Annotated in this window: 16 protein-coding genes and 1 pseudogene; 10 read left to right on the top strand and 7 right to left on the bottom strand. The window is 55.7% G+C overall.

Annotation, left to right across the window (positions count from 1 at the left end):
* Positions 1–54: 54 nt before the first annotated feature.
* Complete coding sequence (locus BCS37_RS00685; RefSeq protein WP_069179677.1) at positions 55–579, bottom strand: hypothetical protein; 525 nt, start codon at positions 577–579, stop codon at positions 55–57.
* A gap of 153 nt (positions 580–732) precedes the next feature.
* On the opposite strand from BCS37_RS00685, the gene BCS37_RS00680 reads away from it, so the two are divergent.
* The 6 genes from BCS37_RS00680 (at position 733) to BCS37_RS00655 (ending at position 7009) form a co-directional block, all read left to right on the top strand.
* On the top strand, positions 733–1704 hold the full coding sequence (locus BCS37_RS00680; protein WP_069179676.1) for a hypothetical protein: 972 nt from the start codon (positions 733–735) through the stop codon (positions 1702–1704).
* An 18-nt stretch (positions 1705–1722) separates the two neighbouring features.
* Positions 1723–2715, top strand: coding sequence for a hypothetical protein (locus tag BCS37_RS00675; RefSeq protein WP_173862582.1), 993 nt, complete (start codon positions 1723–1725; stop codon positions 2713–2715).
* Positions 2716–2833: 118 nt separating this feature from the next.
* Positions 2834–3757 carry a DUF3829 domain-containing protein gene (locus BCS37_RS00670; protein WP_069179675.1) on the top strand — a complete coding sequence of 308 codons (924 nt, stop codon included), beginning with the start codon at positions 2834–2836 and terminating at the stop codon, positions 3755–3757.
* A 160-nt stretch (positions 3758–3917) separates the two neighbouring features.
* Complete coding sequence (locus BCS37_RS00665) at positions 3918–5042, top strand: hypothetical protein (RefSeq protein ID WP_069179674.1); 1125 nt, start codon at positions 3918–3920, stop codon at positions 5040–5042.
* Between the two features lie 335 nt (positions 5043–5377).
* The gene (locus BCS37_RS00660; RefSeq protein WP_069179673.1) at positions 5378–6049 is read left to right on the top strand and encodes a CsgG/HfaB family protein; all 672 of its coding nucleotides are present in this window, start codon (positions 5378–5380) and stop codon (positions 6047–6049) included.
* Positions 6050–6106: 57 nt separating this feature from the next.
* Positions 6107–7009: an LPP20 family lipoprotein gene (locus tag BCS37_RS00655; protein ID WP_069179672.1), complete on the top strand. Its 903-nt coding sequence runs from the start codon at positions 6107–6109 to the stop codon at positions 7007–7009.
* Positions 7010–7108: 99 nt separating this feature from the next.
* Here BCS37_RS00655 and BCS37_RS00650 read toward each other — a convergent pair whose 3' ends face one another.
* From BCS37_RS00650 to BCS37_RS00640, 3 genes are all read right to left on the bottom strand, one after another.
* On the bottom strand, positions 7109–8587 hold the full coding sequence (locus BCS37_RS00650) for a restriction endonuclease subunit S (protein ID WP_069179671.1): 1479 nt from the start codon (positions 8585–8587) through the stop codon (positions 7109–7111).
* Entirely contained in the window at positions 8581–10602 is a 2022-nt protein-coding gene (locus BCS37_RS00645; RefSeq protein WP_069179670.1) for an N-6 DNA methylase, read from the bottom strand. The genes BCS37_RS00650 and BCS37_RS00645 overlap by 7 nt, the downstream gene beginning before the upstream one ends.
* 334 nt (positions 10603–10936) lie before the next feature.
* A complete protein-coding gene (locus BCS37_RS00640; protein ID WP_069179669.1) occupies positions 10937–12085 on the bottom strand; it encodes a Fic family protein in 1149 nt (382 codons plus the stop codon).
* Positions 12086–12272: 187 nt separating this feature from the next.
* On the opposite strand from BCS37_RS00640, the gene BCS37_RS12170 reads away from it, so the two are divergent.
* From BCS37_RS12170 to BCS37_RS12160, 3 genes and pseudogenes are all read left to right on the top strand, one after another.
* Entirely contained in the window at positions 12273–12536 is a 264-nt protein-coding gene (locus tag BCS37_RS12170; protein WP_237142717.1) for a hypothetical protein, read from the top strand.
* 261 nt (positions 12537–12797) lie between these two features.
* Positions 12798–13094, top strand: a pseudogene (locus BCS37_RS12165) (ImmA/IrrE family metallo-endopeptidase); the annotation flags it as partial.
* Positions 13095–13242: 148 nt separating this feature from the next.
* Positions 13243–13674, top strand: a complete 432-nt coding sequence (locus BCS37_RS12160; protein WP_335678815.1) for a DUF4411 family protein — start codon at positions 13243–13245, stop codon at positions 13672–13674.
* Here the strand turns inward: BCS37_RS12160 and BCS37_RS00630 are convergent.
* Together BCS37_RS00630 and dpaL are read right to left on the bottom strand one after the other, a co-directional pair.
* Entirely contained in the window at positions 13631–14203 is a 573-nt protein-coding gene (locus tag BCS37_RS00630; protein WP_069179668.1) for a hypothetical protein, read from the bottom strand. The genes BCS37_RS12160 and BCS37_RS00630 overlap by 44 nt on opposite strands.
* Positions 14204–14284: 81 nt before the next feature.
* Positions 14285–15484: a diaminopropionate ammonia-lyase gene (gene dpaL, locus BCS37_RS00625; protein ID WP_069179667.1), complete on the bottom strand. Its 1200-nt coding sequence runs from the start codon at positions 15482–15484 to the stop codon at positions 14285–14287.
* A gap of 303 nt (positions 15485–15787) precedes the next feature.
* On the opposite strand from dpaL, the gene BCS37_RS00620 reads away from it, so the two are divergent.
* On the top strand, positions 15788–17113 hold the full coding sequence (locus BCS37_RS00620; RefSeq protein WP_069179666.1) for an S-layer homology domain-containing protein: 1326 nt from the start codon (positions 15788–15790) through the stop codon (positions 17111–17113).
* Positions 17114–17183: 70 nt separating this feature from the next.
* Here the strand turns inward: BCS37_RS00620 and BCS37_RS00615 are convergent, their stop codons facing one another.
* A complete protein-coding gene (locus tag BCS37_RS00615) occupies positions 17184–18812 on the bottom strand; it encodes a malolactic enzyme (RefSeq protein WP_069179665.1) in 1629 nt (542 codons plus the stop codon).
* Positions 18813–18836: the final 24 nt, after the last annotated feature.

Raw genomic sequence — 18836 nt, 5'->3', positions numbered from 1 at the left:
ATATTTTTTCATATGGAAAGCCCGATCTCCGCATGATGACAGAGCACAGCGCACTCACGGAATCCGCGTATAGAAATCGTCCTTGTAGACCATCTCATCGCGCTTCAGAAACTGGTTGTAAAAGGGCTTGCTGCCATAAAACTTCATATGATAGGCAAGGTAGAATGCGATCTCGCCCGCCGGCATAGAGACACCGTTTTCCGCCCACGAGCCGGTCGGCGGGATAAAGCGCCAGTTGTCGTTTTCCACAGGGCCCACATACATCTGGCGCAAATCCCAGTTGTAGAAGAACCGCATCGTGCGCACATTCGTGATCGTCCCCCTGCCGCCCGCATAGAAGTCGCGCTCGTCTCCAATCGCACTGACCGCCGTGACGACATTCACCGCAATGATGTACTGAGGCGGCTCATACTTCTGCACCACGAGCGACGTACGGTCAACGTAGTAGCCCATCCCCATGTGCCCGTCACAGAGGATGAGGTCGCGGTTTCCGTTCAAATACGTTGGATAGTTCGCAAACGCGACCGATGACGCCGCGAACACGAACAGCCCGAGGAGCAGTACTGCAATCCGTTTCATTATATACACCTCCACAAACTCTCTCACTCTTTTAACAATTCTATTTTCATTCGCAAACTCCTTCTTTCTTCTCTATAAATTCAACGTCTGCCTAATCCTTTTTTCACTGTACTTTAATCACATTTTGGAACAATACGGACGGGAGTGAATGCAATGTTAAAACAAATCCTGCGCGCAGCTCTCTGCGCGCTGATGCTCGCCGTCGTCCCCGGCGGTGCATATGCCGCGCCCGAGATCATCGAGGCGGACGGCGTCTATATGATGGGCGACAACGACACGCCGAAAAGTGCCCGTGATGCGGCACGAAACGAAGCAATGCGTGCGGCGACGGAGCAGGCAGGTGTCTACATCGAGAGTACGAGCGAGGTGCAGGGCTGGGCACTGACGCGCGATGAGATCCGCACGGTCGCCGCCGCCATCCTGCGCGTCCTGCACGAGGAGGTAACGCCCGAGCTCGTTGGGGGTGCATGGCGCTACCGGGTTCACCTCGTCTGCGCGGTGGATGCGGAGGGGATCGACCTCAGAGCGCTCGCCCAGAACAAGGCTGAGATCGCGCGTCTCCAGAAGGAGCGCGACGAGCTGAAGCAGCAAAACGATGCCCTCCTCGCACGCTATGAGCGGGCAGATGCTGCGGAGAAATCTGCGATCGGCGCACAGCTTGCAGAGACATACAAGCAGAATGCCATCTTCGACGATACGGCGGCAATGATCCTGCGCGGCGAGACCGACCACGCCATTGCCGATCTCTCGCTGCTCCTCCAAGACCCGAGCGTCACGGGTGATGTACGCGCCTACGCGTACGTGCTGCGCGGCCGCGCTTACTACGATCAGCACAGCAGTGCGCTCGCCCTCGCGGACTTCACGGCGGCGGAGCGCACACCGCACACGAACAGTACCTATCCCATCTGGCGTCTCTACGAGTACCGCGGCATGATCCACTACGCTGCAGGAGACTACGAGGACGCGGTGAACGATCTCATGAGTGCGTGGGACGCCTCGGACAAGACGGACAACGACCTCTGGATGCGGCTGCGCCGCGCCGAACGAAAGGCGGAGCAGGAGCGCCGCCATGCCGTGCGCGGTGACGGCGGTGCGCGGAGCTGGGGCGTTGTCATCGTCCCATAGATGCGGGGAGGACACACGATGCACATACGAGTCTATACAGCACTCCTTGCCGCGCTGCTCGTCCTTCCGCTTTTTGGACAGACAGCAAATGCCGCCCCACAGATCATCACTGCCGAGGGCGTCGCCATCATGGGCGAGAGCGACATGCCGAAGGACGTGCGTGCAGCCGCGCGGCGCGAGGCGATGCGTGCGGCAACGGAGCAGGCGGGGGTCTACGTCGAAAGTTCTGCCGAAACGCAGGACTTCACCCTGACGAAGGACGAGGTGCGCACGATTGCGGGCTCCATCCTCCACATCATCAAGGAGGAGGCAATTCCCGAGGTTGTCAACGGAACATGGCGGTACCGCGTCCGTCTCACATGCGAGGTAGACACCTCCGAAGTTGATGTCGCTGCCCTCGCGGAGAAAAAGGCAGAGATTGCACGCCTTCAAAAGGAGCGCGACACGCTGGAGGCGCAGAACAACGCCCTGCGTCTGCGCGATGTGCAGCGGCAAAAGGCAGCCGAGGCGGCACGCGGCACGCGGCTCGCGGACGCCCTCCCCTATACGGCGATCTTTGACGAGACACTGCGCCTCATCCGAAGCGGACAGGCAAGGGAAGGAGCACTCGAGGTCACACGCCTCATCGGCGACCCGCGCGTCACAGGCGATGCGCTCGCCTATGCCTACTGTCTGCGCGGCATCGCCTACTACGAGATGGGCGAGGACAAGACCGCCATCCAGAACCTGCGCAGCGCGGATGAGATCTCGCGCTCGAACGAGCTCTATCCGCTCTGGCGCGGCGATCAGTACTACGCGCTCATCTGTGAACGACAGAAACGCTGGAAGGAGGCCGCAAAGTTCTTTCGCCTCGCGTGGGAGGCATCGGACAAGACAGACAAGCAGCTTGCGGAGCAGCTTGAGCGCGCCGAAGAGCGTGTTGGAAAGAAGCGCGGCGGCATCGGCTCGTTTCTCGGCGGCATTGTGAACGGCGTGCTCAGTGTCGCGGGCGCTCTCGTCGGCATTGGCTAACTGCTGTATGTCCACTGCCCATGTTCTGGCGGCGGACTGCAGTTACGATATACATTCCCGTTCATTGTGCCGGAGTGGCATATATCACATCCGGCCCTGCTATCAAAGGAGGATTTTCATGTACCAACCTATGCGCCGTGCACTCTCCGTCCTCGTGGTCGGCGGACTTCTCTGCGCGCCTGCCGCGCTCCTGTCTGGCTGCTTTGGCGGCAGCGACATGAAGGGGGAGGATGCCGCTTCGGCTGTCACGAGCATACTCGCCGGCAACACGACCGAGGACAAGATTGATGCCATCTCGCCCTACCTCGACGCGACCAACAACTACAATCACGTCATTGTCACGTTCGATTTCGCGATCTCCCCCTCGCTCGAAAAGATGCGCAGCGGTGAACGGCAGACGAGCATCTCTCTCCCGCATTTCGCCGCTCTGAAAAAGGATCTTGAGGAAGCGCGCGCCAACCCGAAGTCGGCGGGCGTCTTCCAGGACATCGACGCGGAGGCGGATGAAGTACTGAAGATCCTGAATGACCTCGCACCGCTCGCGGAAAAGATGGAGAGCTACTACTCCTCGAAGGGCTACCTGACGGACGACTATGCCGCCGCTGCGCAGATGACTGCACAGTACCTCCCGCTCTATGACAAGTTCGAGCCCGCCTATGACAAGTTCGACGCCGTTGTCACGGCACGCTTCAAGGAAGTGCGCCTCGCCCAGCTCGAGGATATGCGAAAAGAGGGCCGCACGAACGCTGCCAACTTCCTCGAGCTCTCGATCAAGACGCGCGATCTCGCGGATATGCTCGACAATGAGAACATCGACAAGGCTGCCGCCGAGGCGAAGATCACCGAAATCAACGAACTCGCGGCAAAGCTGCCGGATATCCCCGCTCTCGCTTCCTACAAGCCGAATCTCAACCGTTTCATCGGCTCGTTCCGCAGCTACGTCGCCGGTACGGAGGATCCCAACGATGTCATCGACAACTTCAACAGCGTCGTTCGCTCCTCCCAGAACCTCGATCTCGGCGAGCTCGACAAGAAGAAATAACAGACCGTCCTCATCGAACAAAAGTGCCGCAGCTCCGTGCTGCGGCACTTTTTATAGTTCATCCGCAATAGCCCCCTATACGTGCACAGAAATTTATGGTATGATAAAAATGCAGAAAACACGTGCATTCCTTTGACAAACGAAAGGAGATTCACACGTTATGAAGAAGTTATTCATCGCGCTCTGCCTTGCTCTGGCAATGGTTCAGACCGCATTTGCCCAGACCGTCACCGTCGACGGTGTCGGCGTTGACCGCGATGCAGCGATGCGTGACGCGGCACGCATGGCAGTCGAGCAGGTTGCCGGCATGTATATCAACTCCAACACAGTGGTGTCGAACACCTCCGTGGAGATGGACGAGATCCTCTCCCATGCGCAGGGCTACGTCCAGAACATTCAGGTCATCAACGAGTCCATGAACGGCGGCGAGTACCGCATCCGCGCGAGCGTCGACGTGAACACCGACCCGAACTCCGCGTTCATGAAGCGGCTTGATGCCGTCATGCGCCTCCAGGATCCGCGCATCGGCGTCGTCATCCTCTCCGACGATTCGGATCTCGACAACAACTACAACGGTCTCCCCGGTCATGACACGATCCTCGAGACCGCACTTAACGAGCGTCTGCTCGAGGTCGGCTTCAAGCACGTCGTCGACGTGAACCTCGTCTCGCAGCTGCAGGACTCTGCGGTTCTGAATGCCGTCTACCGCGGTGACAGCGGCCTCCCATACAGCGGTGATGCCTCCGCACGCCCGATTGACTACCTCGTCATCGGCCGCAGCCACGCAGAGGGCTACGATATCAAGCTCCCGAACAACCATGGCGGCTACATCACGTCGCCCATGTCCTCGGCGCGTACCCATCTCGACCTCAAGATCATCTCCTTCGGCACGGGCACCATCATCGGCACCTACTCCGTCGACGGTCAGGGCGTCGAGAACAGTGAAAACCTCGCACGCCGCAAGTCGCGTCAGACGGCAGCCGTCAAGGCAGCGGAGAAGCTCGAGCAGCAGTTCCTGAAGGCTGCGGCAAGCGCCTTCTCAGGCATCCAGCTCACCGTCCGTGCGAATGACTTCTCCCTCGTTGAGCAGCTCGTACGGGAGCTGAAAGAACTGCGCGGCGTGCAGGACGTCTACGTGCGCGGCACGAATGCAGGCAAGACGACCATCGACATCGCCTCCTCACAGCAGCCGTTCACCATCCTCCAAATGCTCCAGCGCAGCACCAATCTCTCCATCTTCATCGAGAGTACCAGCGCCAACGAGATCAACATCACCATCCGCTAATCACGCACCAACGAACTGCCGCACGAGTTCATTTTCGCGCGGCAGTTTGTTCATTATTTTTCAAAAATTTTTCAGCACATTCATCCCACAGAACTGAAACATCCTTGTCATACGTGCAATTACGCCAAACTATTCAGGAAATAGGACTTTTTCACCTGTCATATACTACAGTTTTCATCTCTTTTAATTTGTGATAAAATAACAAGCGACATCAAATATGTCAGCACTCATGCACCCGCGGCGGGCTCCATTCGTGTTTTCTGCATAGTCCCCACCATTCGCCCGCCCGTGCGGTGCGCGCAAGGAGCATGAGATCAGACGTAAGGAGGAATTCTATGTTTAGAAAAATGATGGGCGTACTTGTCCTTCTCGGAGGGTTGATGATGGGTTCCGTCTGTCAGGCAGGTCTGTACGACAACCCCACGGTCGCAATCATGCCCTTCCAGAACAAGGTGCCCGACAAATGGGAGGGCTTCGGGGACCGCGCAGGCATCGCAAACGAAGCGCTCACTGCCCTCATCTGTGATCGCCCCGATGTGTTCCAAGTCGTCGAGCGTATCGAGCTCCAGGGGCTCGTGGACGAGCAGAGTCTCGGCATGACCGGTCTCGTGAGTGCTGACACCGCAGTCGAGGCCGGCAACCTCAGCGGTGCAGAGTACAAGATCTTCGGTGCACTCACAAATCTCTCGGCGAAGGAGGACTCCTTCGGGCTCGCCGGCCTCACGGGCGGACTGGTCGGCAGCCAGGCAAGTGTCGTGGCAAATGTCACGATCCGCGTCGTTGAGGTCTCGACAGGACGCATCGTCCTCGTCGGACAGGGCAAGGGCAGCTCGAACCGCGTATCGGGCGGCATGTCCGCAGAGGGCGGTGCGTTCATGCTCGGTTCCGCGAGCGTCACCGAAGAGATGGCGTTCAACGCCGTCGTAAAGGCGACCAAGGATGCCGTGAACGGAAAAGAGGGCATCTTTACGAAGATGGGTGTCAACAACAAGGGCAAGAAAAAGTAAGAAAGCAACGGAATCGCTGAAGATATCAGTGCTTTCCGCTCCAAAGGAGAGACGACTATGAAGAATCTGAAGAAAAAAGCTCTCATCAGCGCCCTCGCAGGCGTATTTGCGTTCGGAGGCGGCTTCTATATGGCGCCGAATTCCGACATCCCCACGCTGACCCTAATGCAGGCAGCCGAGGCAGCCGCACAGTGGGAACAGGGCACGATCACGGCAGAGGGCTTCGGCACACCGCCGATGGGTACCTACGGCTCCAAGGCAAGCATCATGGCACGCCGTGCCGCCATCGTTGACGCACAGCGCAACCTCGCCGAGCAGGTGAGCGGCGTACAGGTTGATGCCGAGACGACCGTTGAGAACTACGTCATCAGCAGCGACCTCGTAAAGACCAAGGTCAGCGCGCTCATCAAGGGTGCCGTCGTCGTCGAGGAGCAGATGATGCCGGACGGTGCGTACCGCGTCGTCATGTCCATGCCGATGTACGGTACGCAGGGTCTTGCCTCCGCGATCATGCCCGCCATCCGTGACAACACGCCGCCCACGCCGCCTCCGCCGGTCATCTCCGCCACCATTACGGCTGAGATTACGACGCAGGTCCAGACGAGAGGCGTCGGCTATACGGGCGTCATCGTGGATGCGGGCGGCATGGGCCTCAAGCCCAGCTTCTCGCCCGTCATCTATGACACGAACGGCAGAGCCATCTACGGTGTCAGCAACATCAACTACGATCAGGCGATCTCGCAGGGTATGGTCGGCTACTCCAGCAGCGTCTCCTCCGCACAGGCACTCCCGCGTGCCGGACGCAGCCCGCTCGTCGTGAAGGCGGTGCAGGTGCGCGGCGGCAATAACTCCACGAACCCCGTCAACGTCGTCGTCTCCGTTGACGACGGTGACCGCATCCTCGCGGCGAATGCGCAGAGCCAGATGCTCATGAACGGCTCCGTCGTGTTTGTGCGCTAACAGCGGCAAGCGATACAAAGAATAACCAAAAACCCCCGAGGGACAAATCCTCGGGGTTTTTGTGTTAGGCAACGATCTCTACAGCCCTGTTCATCTTTCCTATTTTGCAAAGATAATTTGCTCATTTAACATCTTCAGCGCGTCTTGTTCCAGACAATATGCTTCGTATCGTTTCTCGTTGGCTGCAAGCGCGAGATCATTGATCTTCTTCTGCGCTGCACAATCTTTTAGCAGTGGAACTGCAATGCTGCGGACATGATGATCGTCAACCTCATCGACAACAGAGCCATAGGTGAATCGCCGGATGAGCGGTTGGGCGTAATCTGAGGCGAGGAAAATATACAGATATCCTGCCATATCGCGCCCCACTGGGACAATACGGATAATATGATCCGAGGGAATATAATGTTCCCAATGTCTTGGGACAAGAGAAACCTTGCCGATTGTGCCACTACGCGTCAAGAGAATGGTATTCTCATGTACTTCAAGTTTTTTGAGAATTTGTTCATGCTTTCTGCCGGATATATATTTCTTTGCCGCAGGGTCAAGCTCATAGAGCTGTTTCCCTCCGATCAACACGCGCCCATGCCTCTCATCAACATATACGCGCTTGAATCTGCCCGGCAGGATGACCTCCCGACTGATGCGGGGATCGCCGATCGTCGTGACTTCGGCGGCGTTTTGCCTCAGATACTCCATGACGGCATCCACGACAGGCACATGATAGGAAGCTTCCAGACGACCTGCCAGTCTACTCAGCGGCACGCTGAACGTATCGACTTCTGTAGCCTTTTCGTAGAAACTCGGCGCAATGTCATCCATGGGAGGAAGGTTCAACGCCTTCACCAGCAGGGCGGTCGCCTCATCGATCAAATCGTTGGAGGCATCCCGTAGTGCATACGACTGCTCAATGAGATGGTGAATCGTGTTCTTCAGCATCGCAGGTGCATCCGGGATGGGGATGGTAGCGAGATGTTCGGGCTCAATATGCGTAATGACCGCACCGTAGCCATTCCTCGTTAGAATTTTATTTCCAACACTTGTCTTAAAAAAAGCATAAACAAATCCCAGGTCATAACGTTCTTTGAACTGCACCCGTATGACATCATCAGAATATACTTTTCCCTGTGTTGTTTTTGACACCAAAGAAACCGTTCCAATCGTTCCGGAGCGAGTAAGAAGAAGTGTATTCGGCTTTAGTTCCAATTCTTTTATATCACATTTTGTGATAGCCGAAATATATTTTTCAGCTTTTGGATAGACATCCGTCATTTGGGATGGAAGAAAGAAGGCCTTCCCATTGGTTCGATCGCAGTAAACACGCTTAAATCTTCCTGGATAATATGCAGATTTAATAAGACCGAAATCACCACCAAGTATGCCGGCACCATATTTCCCGTTTAAGACATACATCCGTGCCTGCATTGCTTCCACATCGAATACGCTTGCCTCAAGCCGATTCCCCCGCGCAATGACATCGCTTAGAGCAACGGAGCTATACTTGACGGGGCTTTCATGGGCAACGATTTTCTCCTCGTCATGTTCCTCTATCCTGTGGGCGAGATTCGAGGTTACCATCCGATTCCCTCCTCCTGCTTCCACCGCGCAAAAATTGCAGGAACAAGCACAGTCTGATCGTCCCGCACTTTTACTCTTTGCTCATGCGAAACCGTATGCTCTCCCGTGCTCGTTGTTGCATGGACAAGCACGCTGTTCGTATCCGGGATGAGGATTTCGTTCCCGTCCTTATCTCTCACAAACAGAGGATTGCCGCGTTTGTCATGTCCGACCTTTTCCACCATGGTCATAAATATGTTGTAGTCGGCGATGATACCGCTCTTTTCCTCTTTGTCCTTCTCCTCCTGCTTCTTCTTTTGCAGGATGAGGACAGATGTCTGCGTTCCGTTCTTCGGCTGGAAGGTGTCCGCATGGAGATCAACGCTTGCGATAATGCGATGATTTTGGATGAGCCATTCACGGATATAGCCAAGACCCGGTGCGCCAAGGATGGAGTCGGGAAGCACGATGCCCATGCGTCCGCCCGGAACGAGGAACTGTGTGCAGCGTTCGATGAAGAGAATCTCCGGCGGCACGGAGGATTGGAGACGTTCTGTTTTCTCCCATCCGCCGGTTTCTTTGTCACACACCCAAACGTGGGCAAGGTCAAACTGTTCGAGGATGTGTTTATCCTTGATCGGGAGTTTGATCCCGAAGGGCGGGTTCGTAACAATCACATTGAAGTATGCTATGGTGTCATGATTGCGGAGCGCATTCTTGTCAATGCCGAGTGCGACGGCGAGCCGCGCACGGAAGTCTGCCGTCCATTCATGCGGCGGAAGGAGTGAGTTCGTTTGCAGGATATTTCCGCTGCCGTCGTTGTTCATGACCATATTCATCTTTGTGGCTTTGACGAGATCCGGATTCAGGTCGAAACCAAAGTAGTCACTCGCTGCCATTTCGGCAATTTTATCCTGGTATGCCCGAACGGTATCCATGTCCCATTGGGAGCGCTTGGTCTTTAATGACAACTCCATCTGCTGTTCCAACTGCGCTATGACGTGCGTCATCGCGGTGACGAGAAAGCCACCCGTACCGCAGGAGCTGTCGAGGACACGTTCGCCGATTTGTGGGTGAATCATTTCAACGGTCATCTTCATGACGTTGCGTGGCGTGAAAAACTCGCCGCGATCACCGCGCAGATTGGCTCCCACGATCTCTTCGTAGGCTTTTCCCTTGATGTCAATTTGGGTATTGAGTAGGCTGTACCGCTGGAGTTCACTGACGATATAGGCGAGGCTGCGCGGACTGAGTTTTACCTCGTCGTTCACATCGAATATCTTCCCATGCCGTTTCTTCACACGCTCAAATATTTTACGAATGCGCTTCTGTACGGTCAGCTGTCCGTCCGGATTGGAACGCTCCTCGGAGGTCGTGTAAAACTCCAAGGGGCTCGGGATGTTCCGCTCATCCTCTATTTTGCAGAATATGACTTTGAGCAGCTCAAAAAATGCCGGTTGTTTCTGGAATCCATCGTTGACATATATGTGGTTGTGGCAGGTCTTGAAAACAAAAAGGAGGTTGTCGTCATAGGCATTCTTCAGCCCTGTCCGACTCGGACGATTGACCTCGTCCAAATTGCCGTCCGCCGCAGGAATGTCATTGTATTCCATAAAGGAGATGTTCCCTGCCTCATCAACGACTTTGCGAAAGACATACTTTTGGACACTGTTGGTCCACATGCCCCAATCGCAGTTGGGGCACACGGACATGTACGACTGGAGCTGTGCTATGCCATCTTTCGTATTTCGCGCATCGACGGTTTCTTTTTTACACTCGATAATCAGTTTCACATTTGCCTGCGTCTTTTCGTCATCCTCCTTTTCCCAGATGACAATATCTGCACGTGGCTTGTTTGCGCCGACGTGTAAGGTGTATTCGATTTTGATTTGCCCCGGTCTGTACTTATGTTCGTTCACAAGACGTTTTTCGATTGTCTGTCGGACATATTCTTCGGGCGTATCGTTGCGTTGTTTCCCGTCAATGTAGTCACAGATTTTCCCATCGGGGATGACGATAACTTTCTTCTCAGCCATTGATATGTTCTCCGTTTCATGCACCCTCATAGGAGTCGCCGATGATTTGTGCAAATTTTTGTCCTGTCAGGGAATTAAATCGGTCGCATAGCGGGGCTCTGTGAAGGATTTATTGACGCAGACAGGGCGAAAAAATGCGCCATGATGGCGGTGCTGAATTTATCCGTGCTTTTGATACCATTTGAAACATCCAAAAAGGGGATGTATGGCATAAATAAATATTCTCGTCCGTTACCAAAAATCCTGCATATCATTGCTTTGATGTATCATAAAAACCATGACAGAAGTGTATGCCTCTTCACACCGTTTAAGCTGATCGAATCGCGCTGACAGATCACGTATCCCCCCGCAAAATCTCCAAGTACTCTGCATACGAATAAATCCGTGTTTTGCCGACCTGCGCCTGCTGCTCCAAGATCCCCTTTTCGATCAGTACCGCAACGGCACGTGAGACGGCGTTATAGGATGTTCCCAGTGCCTCGGCGGTCTTTTTCACTTCGATCATGGGATGTGCTTCGAGGTAGGAAAAGAGTTTCGTCAGGGTGGTACGCTGCTTTTTATTCGTCCCATCCGTGAGCACGCCCACATTCTTTTCATGAAGCGCGTGCAGGCAGTCGATCGCCGCTACAGCATCCGCTGCTGACACCGCAACCGCACGCAGAAAGAACAGGATCCACTGCTCATAATTCCCAGTGCGCCGCACCTCCGTCATACGATCATAGTATTCGATACGGTTTTGCTTCAGGAAATAGGAGATGTAGAGTGCAGGCGTGCTCAGGAGATTTTGCTCCATCAGGAATAGCGTAATCAACAGCCGTCCGATGCGTCCATTCCCATCAAGAAAGGGGTGAATCGTCTCGAACTGATAGTGAACGAGTGCCGTACGAATCAGTGGATCGAGTGTGTCCTCTGCGTTCATATACGTCTCAAGTGCGGACATCGCCGCATTCATATCCTCTACATTCGGCGGAATATAGCGTGCGTTCTTCAGCGTGCTGCCCGCCCCGCCGATCCAGTTCTGTGTGCGCCGAAACTCGCCGGGATATTTCTCCTGCCCGCGCACTCCCTCCATCAGAACACCATGCATCTCACGAATCAGACGACTGCAGAGCGGCAGCTCTCTGCGGCGGCGCAGTGCGAACTCCGTTGCTCGGATGTAGTTCACGACATCCGCAACATCCCGATTGACATTTACATCCACGAGCGGGTCGAGCACATCCTCAAGTGTCGCCTGTGTCCCCTCAATCTGGGAGGAGAGCAGTGCTTCCTTACGAACGTACATGGAGACAAACAGCTCCATATTTGGAATACGCGCCGCAAGCCCCTCAAGCAATGCGAGCTGACGATGCGCCGCAACCAGGAGTTCCACCCCCTCCGCATCAAGCACGACGGACGGGTTGGGCGGCAAGGAACTTGGAACAAAGGAAGAATAGGCAAACTCTCCTGTCAGATTCTGTCGCTCGTATCCTGCACGCGTGTTCATACCGCTCCCCTCCCATACAAACGGAAATTTCTATGCCCATTATACCTTTTGTATTTCCGTTTTTCAACAAAAACGGAAATACAGGCCTGATAAACTCTGCATTTCGGCAGCCGGTAGGTTGTTTTCTATAGAACTCACTCCATAAATATGCTATCATGAAAGAAACAGCCAGAAGGAGGTGGTTCGAATGGCAACCGTCACGGTACCGATTCATGCGCCCGTGATCGACTGGATCATGCAGAATGTCCATGAAGATCAGGTCGCTCCCGATGTACTCGACCAGCTGAACGCATGGAAGACCGGAGAAAAGCAGCCGACACTGAAACAGCTGGAAGCGATGAGCAGGAAGACGCGTATTCCATTCGGCTATTTCCTTCTACAGACACCGCCTGACGAGGATATCGCACTTGCCGAATACCGCACCGTAGGAAGTAAAAAATGCAGAAGATAATTTCAATCGCCTCCGTAACACACTCGCACAGCATGGGTTTCTCATCTTTACGGGTGGAAAGATCGGAGCAAATACACATCGTCCACTCGATGTGAAGGAATTTCGTGCGTTTACCCTGATTGATACCCATGCGCCGCTCATCTTTGTAAACACAACAGACACAGCAAACGGACGCCTCTTCTCTCTCCTACACGAAACGTTCATGTATGGCTCGGCAAAAACAGCCTCTTCAACAACCCCGAATGGTCGGATGAACACGTAAGTCTGCTCGAACAGAAGTGCAATGCCGTTGCAACAGAACTGCTCGTCCCTGCAGCAGATTTTTCCGAAGTATGGGAGTCGTCCATTCCTGTTAAAGATATGATAGAACGGGCCGCACGTCATTTCCGATGCAGTGAAGCCGTAATTCTGCGGCGCGCCTATGAGATGAAAAGAATACCACGAGATGTATATGCGCGTATGCTCGCTCTGCAAAAGGAGCGTTGGGAGCGTGCAAAGGCACAAAAAAAAGAAAAGCAGTGGCGGAGATTTCTACAACACTCTGCTCTCAAACCTTGATCATCGTTTCCTCGCCGCCCTTGAACGGAGTGTGATTCAAGGAAACACACAGGATACAGATGCCTACCGGCTGACAGCAACAAATCGCAGAACCTACAGAGGTGCACTTGAGCGGATGGGAGGCGTCTGAGTTGAGCAAAAATACCTCATCGATGCCAATAGTCTGATATGCCCTGCCCGTGCATACTATCCGTTTGATTTCGCCCCATCTTTTTGGCAGCAGTTACGGCCCAAAATTTCACTGGATAAAATAGCCGTTCTGGATAAGGTACGGGAGGTTCTAAAGCGAACAGCCGAGCTTTCCGCATGGATAAGCGACCTTCCAAACGAGTGTATTTTGTCGACGCAGGATACGCAAATTCTTCAAAAATACAGCGCTGTTCCGAGCTTATTCAGCAAAGCGATTAATACACCGAATCCGCGCTTCGTCTCTGGTCGCGAGAAAATATTGGTGTGCGCAAAAAACAGGAAGATAAAATACTATAGCATTATACAACCCCCTCTGCACGTTTATCGTACAGAGGGGGTTGCACGTTTTATATGCGATTCATCATCTCGCTGTCCAAGGTTTCTTGTTTGAGTTCAGCCTCGCACGAAGCAAGTACCTGAGCAGAGTAGTAGTAAAAGCTATAGAAGAGTTCCGCGGGGAAAACATCATCGTCCTCCCAGCGCAGTTCGTCCTCCTCCTCGTCGTAGACCTCCGACCAGAGGTATTCCTCCCGAAGCAGATCGGAGAAGTGAGGTAAGGACGCGGCATGCTCTATCGAATCACCCATACGGATGCATTCGGCAATCAGCAGGAAGTGCTCCAAGAGCCGCTCCGCAATCCTGCGTGCGATTTCATTGTCTGTCTGCGCGGCAAGTGCGCACCGAAAGATCCGCACGAGAAAGACGAGCGCAAACGGCGTTGCGTGCCAAAACGTGCCCTGATGCTCCGTGTTGATGGTCAGTTCGCAGAGGGCATCCTCCGCCGCAGCAAGGTCGTCCATGGTCTCCAACACAGCAAAGTACCGAGGAAACTCCGCTGCACGCCCATAGGGTGTCGTTAGTCGGTGCCACGGCACATCATTCACAGTCAGTGCCGCAATATAGCGTTCATTTTCCGTCATTCGGATCCCTCCGATCATGGCGCCCCTTCGGGGTGCAATGCGGTTCTCCATGCACTGCCGCAGCGGACAGCCGGGCATCGCTCAATAGCTCGGATACAGCCCGTCCCACACCACACGGCGGTAGTTCGCGCGGTCGGTGTCGCCCTCGGTGGAGATGCAGAGGATGCGGGAGTCCTTGCCGAGACCGATGGCATCGCGCAGGTAGTCGAGGCTGCGGTTCTGCATGAGCTCGGCGACAAGCCCCGTGGTGACCGCGCCGCTCTCGCCTGAAACGACGCGCGGGTCGTCGTCCAATGGATTGCCGAGGATACGCATGCCCTTCGCCGCGACCCACTCGGGGACGGAGACAAAGTGATCGGCGTGATCCCGCAGAATCTCCCATGCGATCGGGTTCGGCTCGCCGCAGGAAAGACCCGCCATGATCGAGCTAATCTCCCCCGTCACGATATGCGGCTTCCCATCGTTTGCCGCAGCGGTCCGATAGATACAGTCCGCACGGTTCGGCTCGACAATGGTGATGACGGGACGCTTCGCCCCGTAATGCGCCGCAAAGTAGCCTGCGATTGCCCCCGGCAGCGAGCCGACGCCTGCCTGCAAAAAGATATGCGTTGGCACCTCATCGTACTGCTCCACCGCCTCATGCGCGAGGGTTGTATAGCCCTGCATGATCCAGAGCGGACGCTCGGTGTAGCCCTCGAACGCCGTGTCCTGCACGAGCACCCAGCCCTTCTCCTTCGCAAGATTCGCCGCATGGCGCACCGTGTCGTCATAGTTGTAGGTGGTGAACGATGCCTCCGCGCCGAGTCCGCGGATATTTGCAAGGCGCTCCGTCGAGCTCCCCTTGGGCATAAAGACATGGGCAAAAAGCCCGAACAGCTTCGCCGCCCACGCGATTCCGCGCCCATGATTGCCGTCCGTCGCCGTGACGAGTGTGACCTTGCGCAGCCGGTCACGGTACTCCGACTTCGTGAGGTTCTCATAGGTCATCTCGCTCTCTGCGAGCCCGAGATATTGCGCGAGATAACGTGCAACCGCATAACTTGTCCCAAGCCCCTTGAACGCATTCAGCCCGAACCGCCCGCTCTCATCCTTCACCGCGAGCCGCGAAAGGCCAAGCACCGCCGAGAGGCGCCGGAGATCGGCGAGCGGTGTCGGCTCATACGTCGGCAGACTCCGATGAAACGTTGCCGCGCGTGCCGTCGCACCCGAACCAAACGCGGAGACATCCGAGAGTTCGCCGTCCGTATGCGCGAGATGCACAGCCTTGATACTTTCGTTCATATTACCCTTCCTCTCAATTTACCATGGTCGTCCGTTGATTTCCTTCATTATAGCACAGTTCATCTCCGCTTGTAAGAACAACAAATGATATTCCTGTCTATTTTCTTCCCATTTTTCTGAAATTTCTGCTTGACAAATTTTCTCATATACTTATATAATAAGAAGCAATCTCATTGTTTTGCGGGAATAGGGCGCACGATGGCCGCAGACACAATACCCCATTGGAAACACAGGCAACCCGCTCCCTCCCGCAGGTGTAAGAAGGCACGGAGTTACTCCGCGCGTTCAGAAGGAGGCATTCTCATGAAGAAAACTCTGGTATCCGCGCTCAGTGCGGCACTCGTCATCGGTGCGGCATCGACGACATTCGCGGCGGCGAACCCGTTCAGCGATGTCCCACGCGACCACTGGGCATACGATGCGGTGTCGCAGCTCGCCAGTGACGGCATCATCGAGGGCTACGGCGACGGCACGTATCGCGGTGATCGGAACATCACGCGCTATGAGATGGCGCAGATGACGGCAAAGGCAATGGCAAAGGGCGATATGTCCGCCTCGGATCGCGCACTCGTCGACCGTCTGGCTGCGGAGTTCGCGGATGAGCTCAACAACCTCGGCGTACGCGTGTCGAATCTCGAGAAGCACGCGGATATGGTGAAGTGGAACGGAAAACTCCAGTACACCTACGAGCGCACGAGCGGCGAGTTCATGAACAAGTACATGGGCGGCACAAAGACAAACAACGAGCTGCTCTTCCGTCTCGAGCCGACAGCAGAGGTGAACGATCACTGGTCGGTCAAGGCACGTCTGGATGCCAAGACCAAGATGGACAAAGATGCAGGCGAGGATGACAGCGACAGGGTAACCCTTAAACGCGCCTATGCAGAGGGCAAGTACGGTTCGACTGTGATCCAGCTCGGTAAGTTCCCTATCTTTACGGAGCAAGGGATGCTGTTCGATGACAATATCTCGGGTGCAGCCCTGACATTCGGCAAGGACAAGCAGGTCTCGGGCACGATCTACGCAGGACGCTACAACCTCCTCAATGCCGCATGGGGCGACGAAGTCGAAGACGCTGTCAAAAGCGGCTACAAAGGGGCTACAGCCGCCAGCATTCAGGGCGCGACTCTGAACTGGGATCCCTCGGAAAAATTCCACCTCGGTTTGGACTATATGCGCGCAGGCAACAAGGCGCTCATTCATGACGTCATCGGGATGAAGAACCCGCTCTCGATGTATGGCGCAGGCATCACCTACCGTCCCACGCAGACAGTCTACCTTTCGGGCGGCTACTGGAAGAACAACAGCAACGAAACGGCAGAGATCAAGAAGGAGCACCTGAAGTCCTACAACATTGAGCTTGGCTACAAAGGGGCAGATGAGGCAGACCCCGGCTCATTCGGCATCTACGCCGCCTATCGCTACGTCGGCGGCGCAGGAACGTTTGCACCGACCTTCGACGGTGCGATGTGGAATACGAAGGGCTGGGAGTTCGGCGGTCAGTACACCCTGCGGAAGAATATCGTCGGCTCTCTCATTTACTTCCACGGCAAGCAGATCTTCTCGGCAGAACCCGAGGGCAAGACCGGCATGAACAAATTCTTCGGCCGCGTTGAGTTCTTCTTCTGATCTTTACGGCATCGGAACGGCAAAATCCCCCTGCATCCATATTTGGGATGCAGGGGGATTTCTCAATGCGTCAGTATTCCGCCTTCCAGACCATTTCCTCGACAGCGGCCTTTACATCCGCGACCGCGCGTCGGTTCAGTCCCTGCTTCACGGCACACTCCGCGACGGCGACAGCGACAGCGGCAGAGAACTCGGTGAGACGCGTGACGGGCGGGATGACGGCAGCGCCCTTTTTCTCAGGCGTAAGGAATGCGCCGAGTGAATGCGCCGCAGCCGAGATCATCTCATCGGTCACGAGCTTCGCGTCGACCGCCATGCTGCCGAGGCCGAGTCCCGGATAGATCAGTGCGTTGTTCGCCTGCCCGATCTCGTAGGTCGTGCCCCGGTAGGAGACCGGATCACGCGGAACGCCGGTCGCAACCATCGCACGCCCATCCGACCAGCGGATGAGGTCCTCCGCCGTCGCCTCGGCAAGCTCCGTCGGATTGCTCAGTGGGAAGATGATCGGACGATCACACCACGATGCCATCGCTCGCACAATCGTCTCTGTGAACGCGCCCGGCATTGTCGACGTTCCGACAAGGATGGTCGGCTTTACCGCCATCACGGCAGCCGTAAGCGTCGTGAGGGAATCCGCATGGTCGAACTCGCTGCGTTTTCGCGCGAACGGCTTTTGCTCCGGCGTCAGGTCGCCCATGTCGTCAAAGAGGAGTCCCTGCTTGTCCACGAGGTAGAAATGCCCGCGCGCCTCCTCCTCGCTGAGGCCCTGCTCGGCCATCTCGCGGCAGATGCGGCTTGTGATGCCCGCACCCGCCGTGCCCGCGCCGAAGCACATGTATCTCTGCTCTGTGAGCCTCTGCCCCGTGATCTTCATCGCGCCAAGGAGCCCTGCGAGCGTGATGATGCCCGTCCCCTGGCAGTCGTCGTTGAAGACGGGATAGGTCTTTTGGTACCGGCGCAGGATCGGTGCCGCGTTCGAGCGTCCAAAGTCCTCGAAGTGGAGATAGAGACGGGGGAAAAGCCGCTCTGCCGTCTGCACAAAGGCATCGATGAAGTCGTCGTATGCCTTGCCCCGCACGCGTTCGTGGCGATTGCCGAGGTAGAGCGGATCCTGCAGGAGGCTCGCGCGGTTCGTCCCGCAGTCGAGCATGACCGGCAGTACCGACGCGGGATCAATCCCCGCCGCCGCGGTATAGACCATCAGCTTCCCGACGGCGATATCGGCACCGTTCGTCCCCCAGTCGCCGATGCCGAGAATGCCCTCTGCGTCCGTTGCAACGATGAGACGGATCTCCCGGTCGCCCGCCGCCTGCCGCAGCGTCGTCTCGACCTCCTCCGGATGATCGATCGAGAGATACGCCGTCTCCTGCGGATTGATAAACTGCTCGCTGTACTGCTCGATGCTCTCAGCGATCACGGGATCGTAGACGATCGGCATGAGCTCTGCGATATGCTGACGGAACACATAGTAGAACAGACGGCGGTTGCGGTTGAACACATCCATCAGGAAGCGGCGCTTCTCGATCCCCGAGCTCTTGCGTTCCATCTGCTGATAGATGCGCTGCGCCTGCTCCGCAATCGTGTCAACATGCGGCGGCAGGAGGCCCGTAAGTCCAAACTGTACGCGCTCGTCGGCACTGAACGCCGTCCCCTTGTTTTGGAACGGATCGCTCAGCAGAGCATACCCTTTCTTGTCCATATTTTCTCCTTTCGCTGACAAAAT

This window comes from Selenomonas sp. oral taxon 920, assembly GCF_001717585.1.
Classification (GTDB): Bacteria; Bacillota; Negativicutes; order Selenomonadales; family Selenomonadaceae; genus Centipeda.
This window is presented reverse-complemented; position numbering and strand designations above follow the sequence as displayed.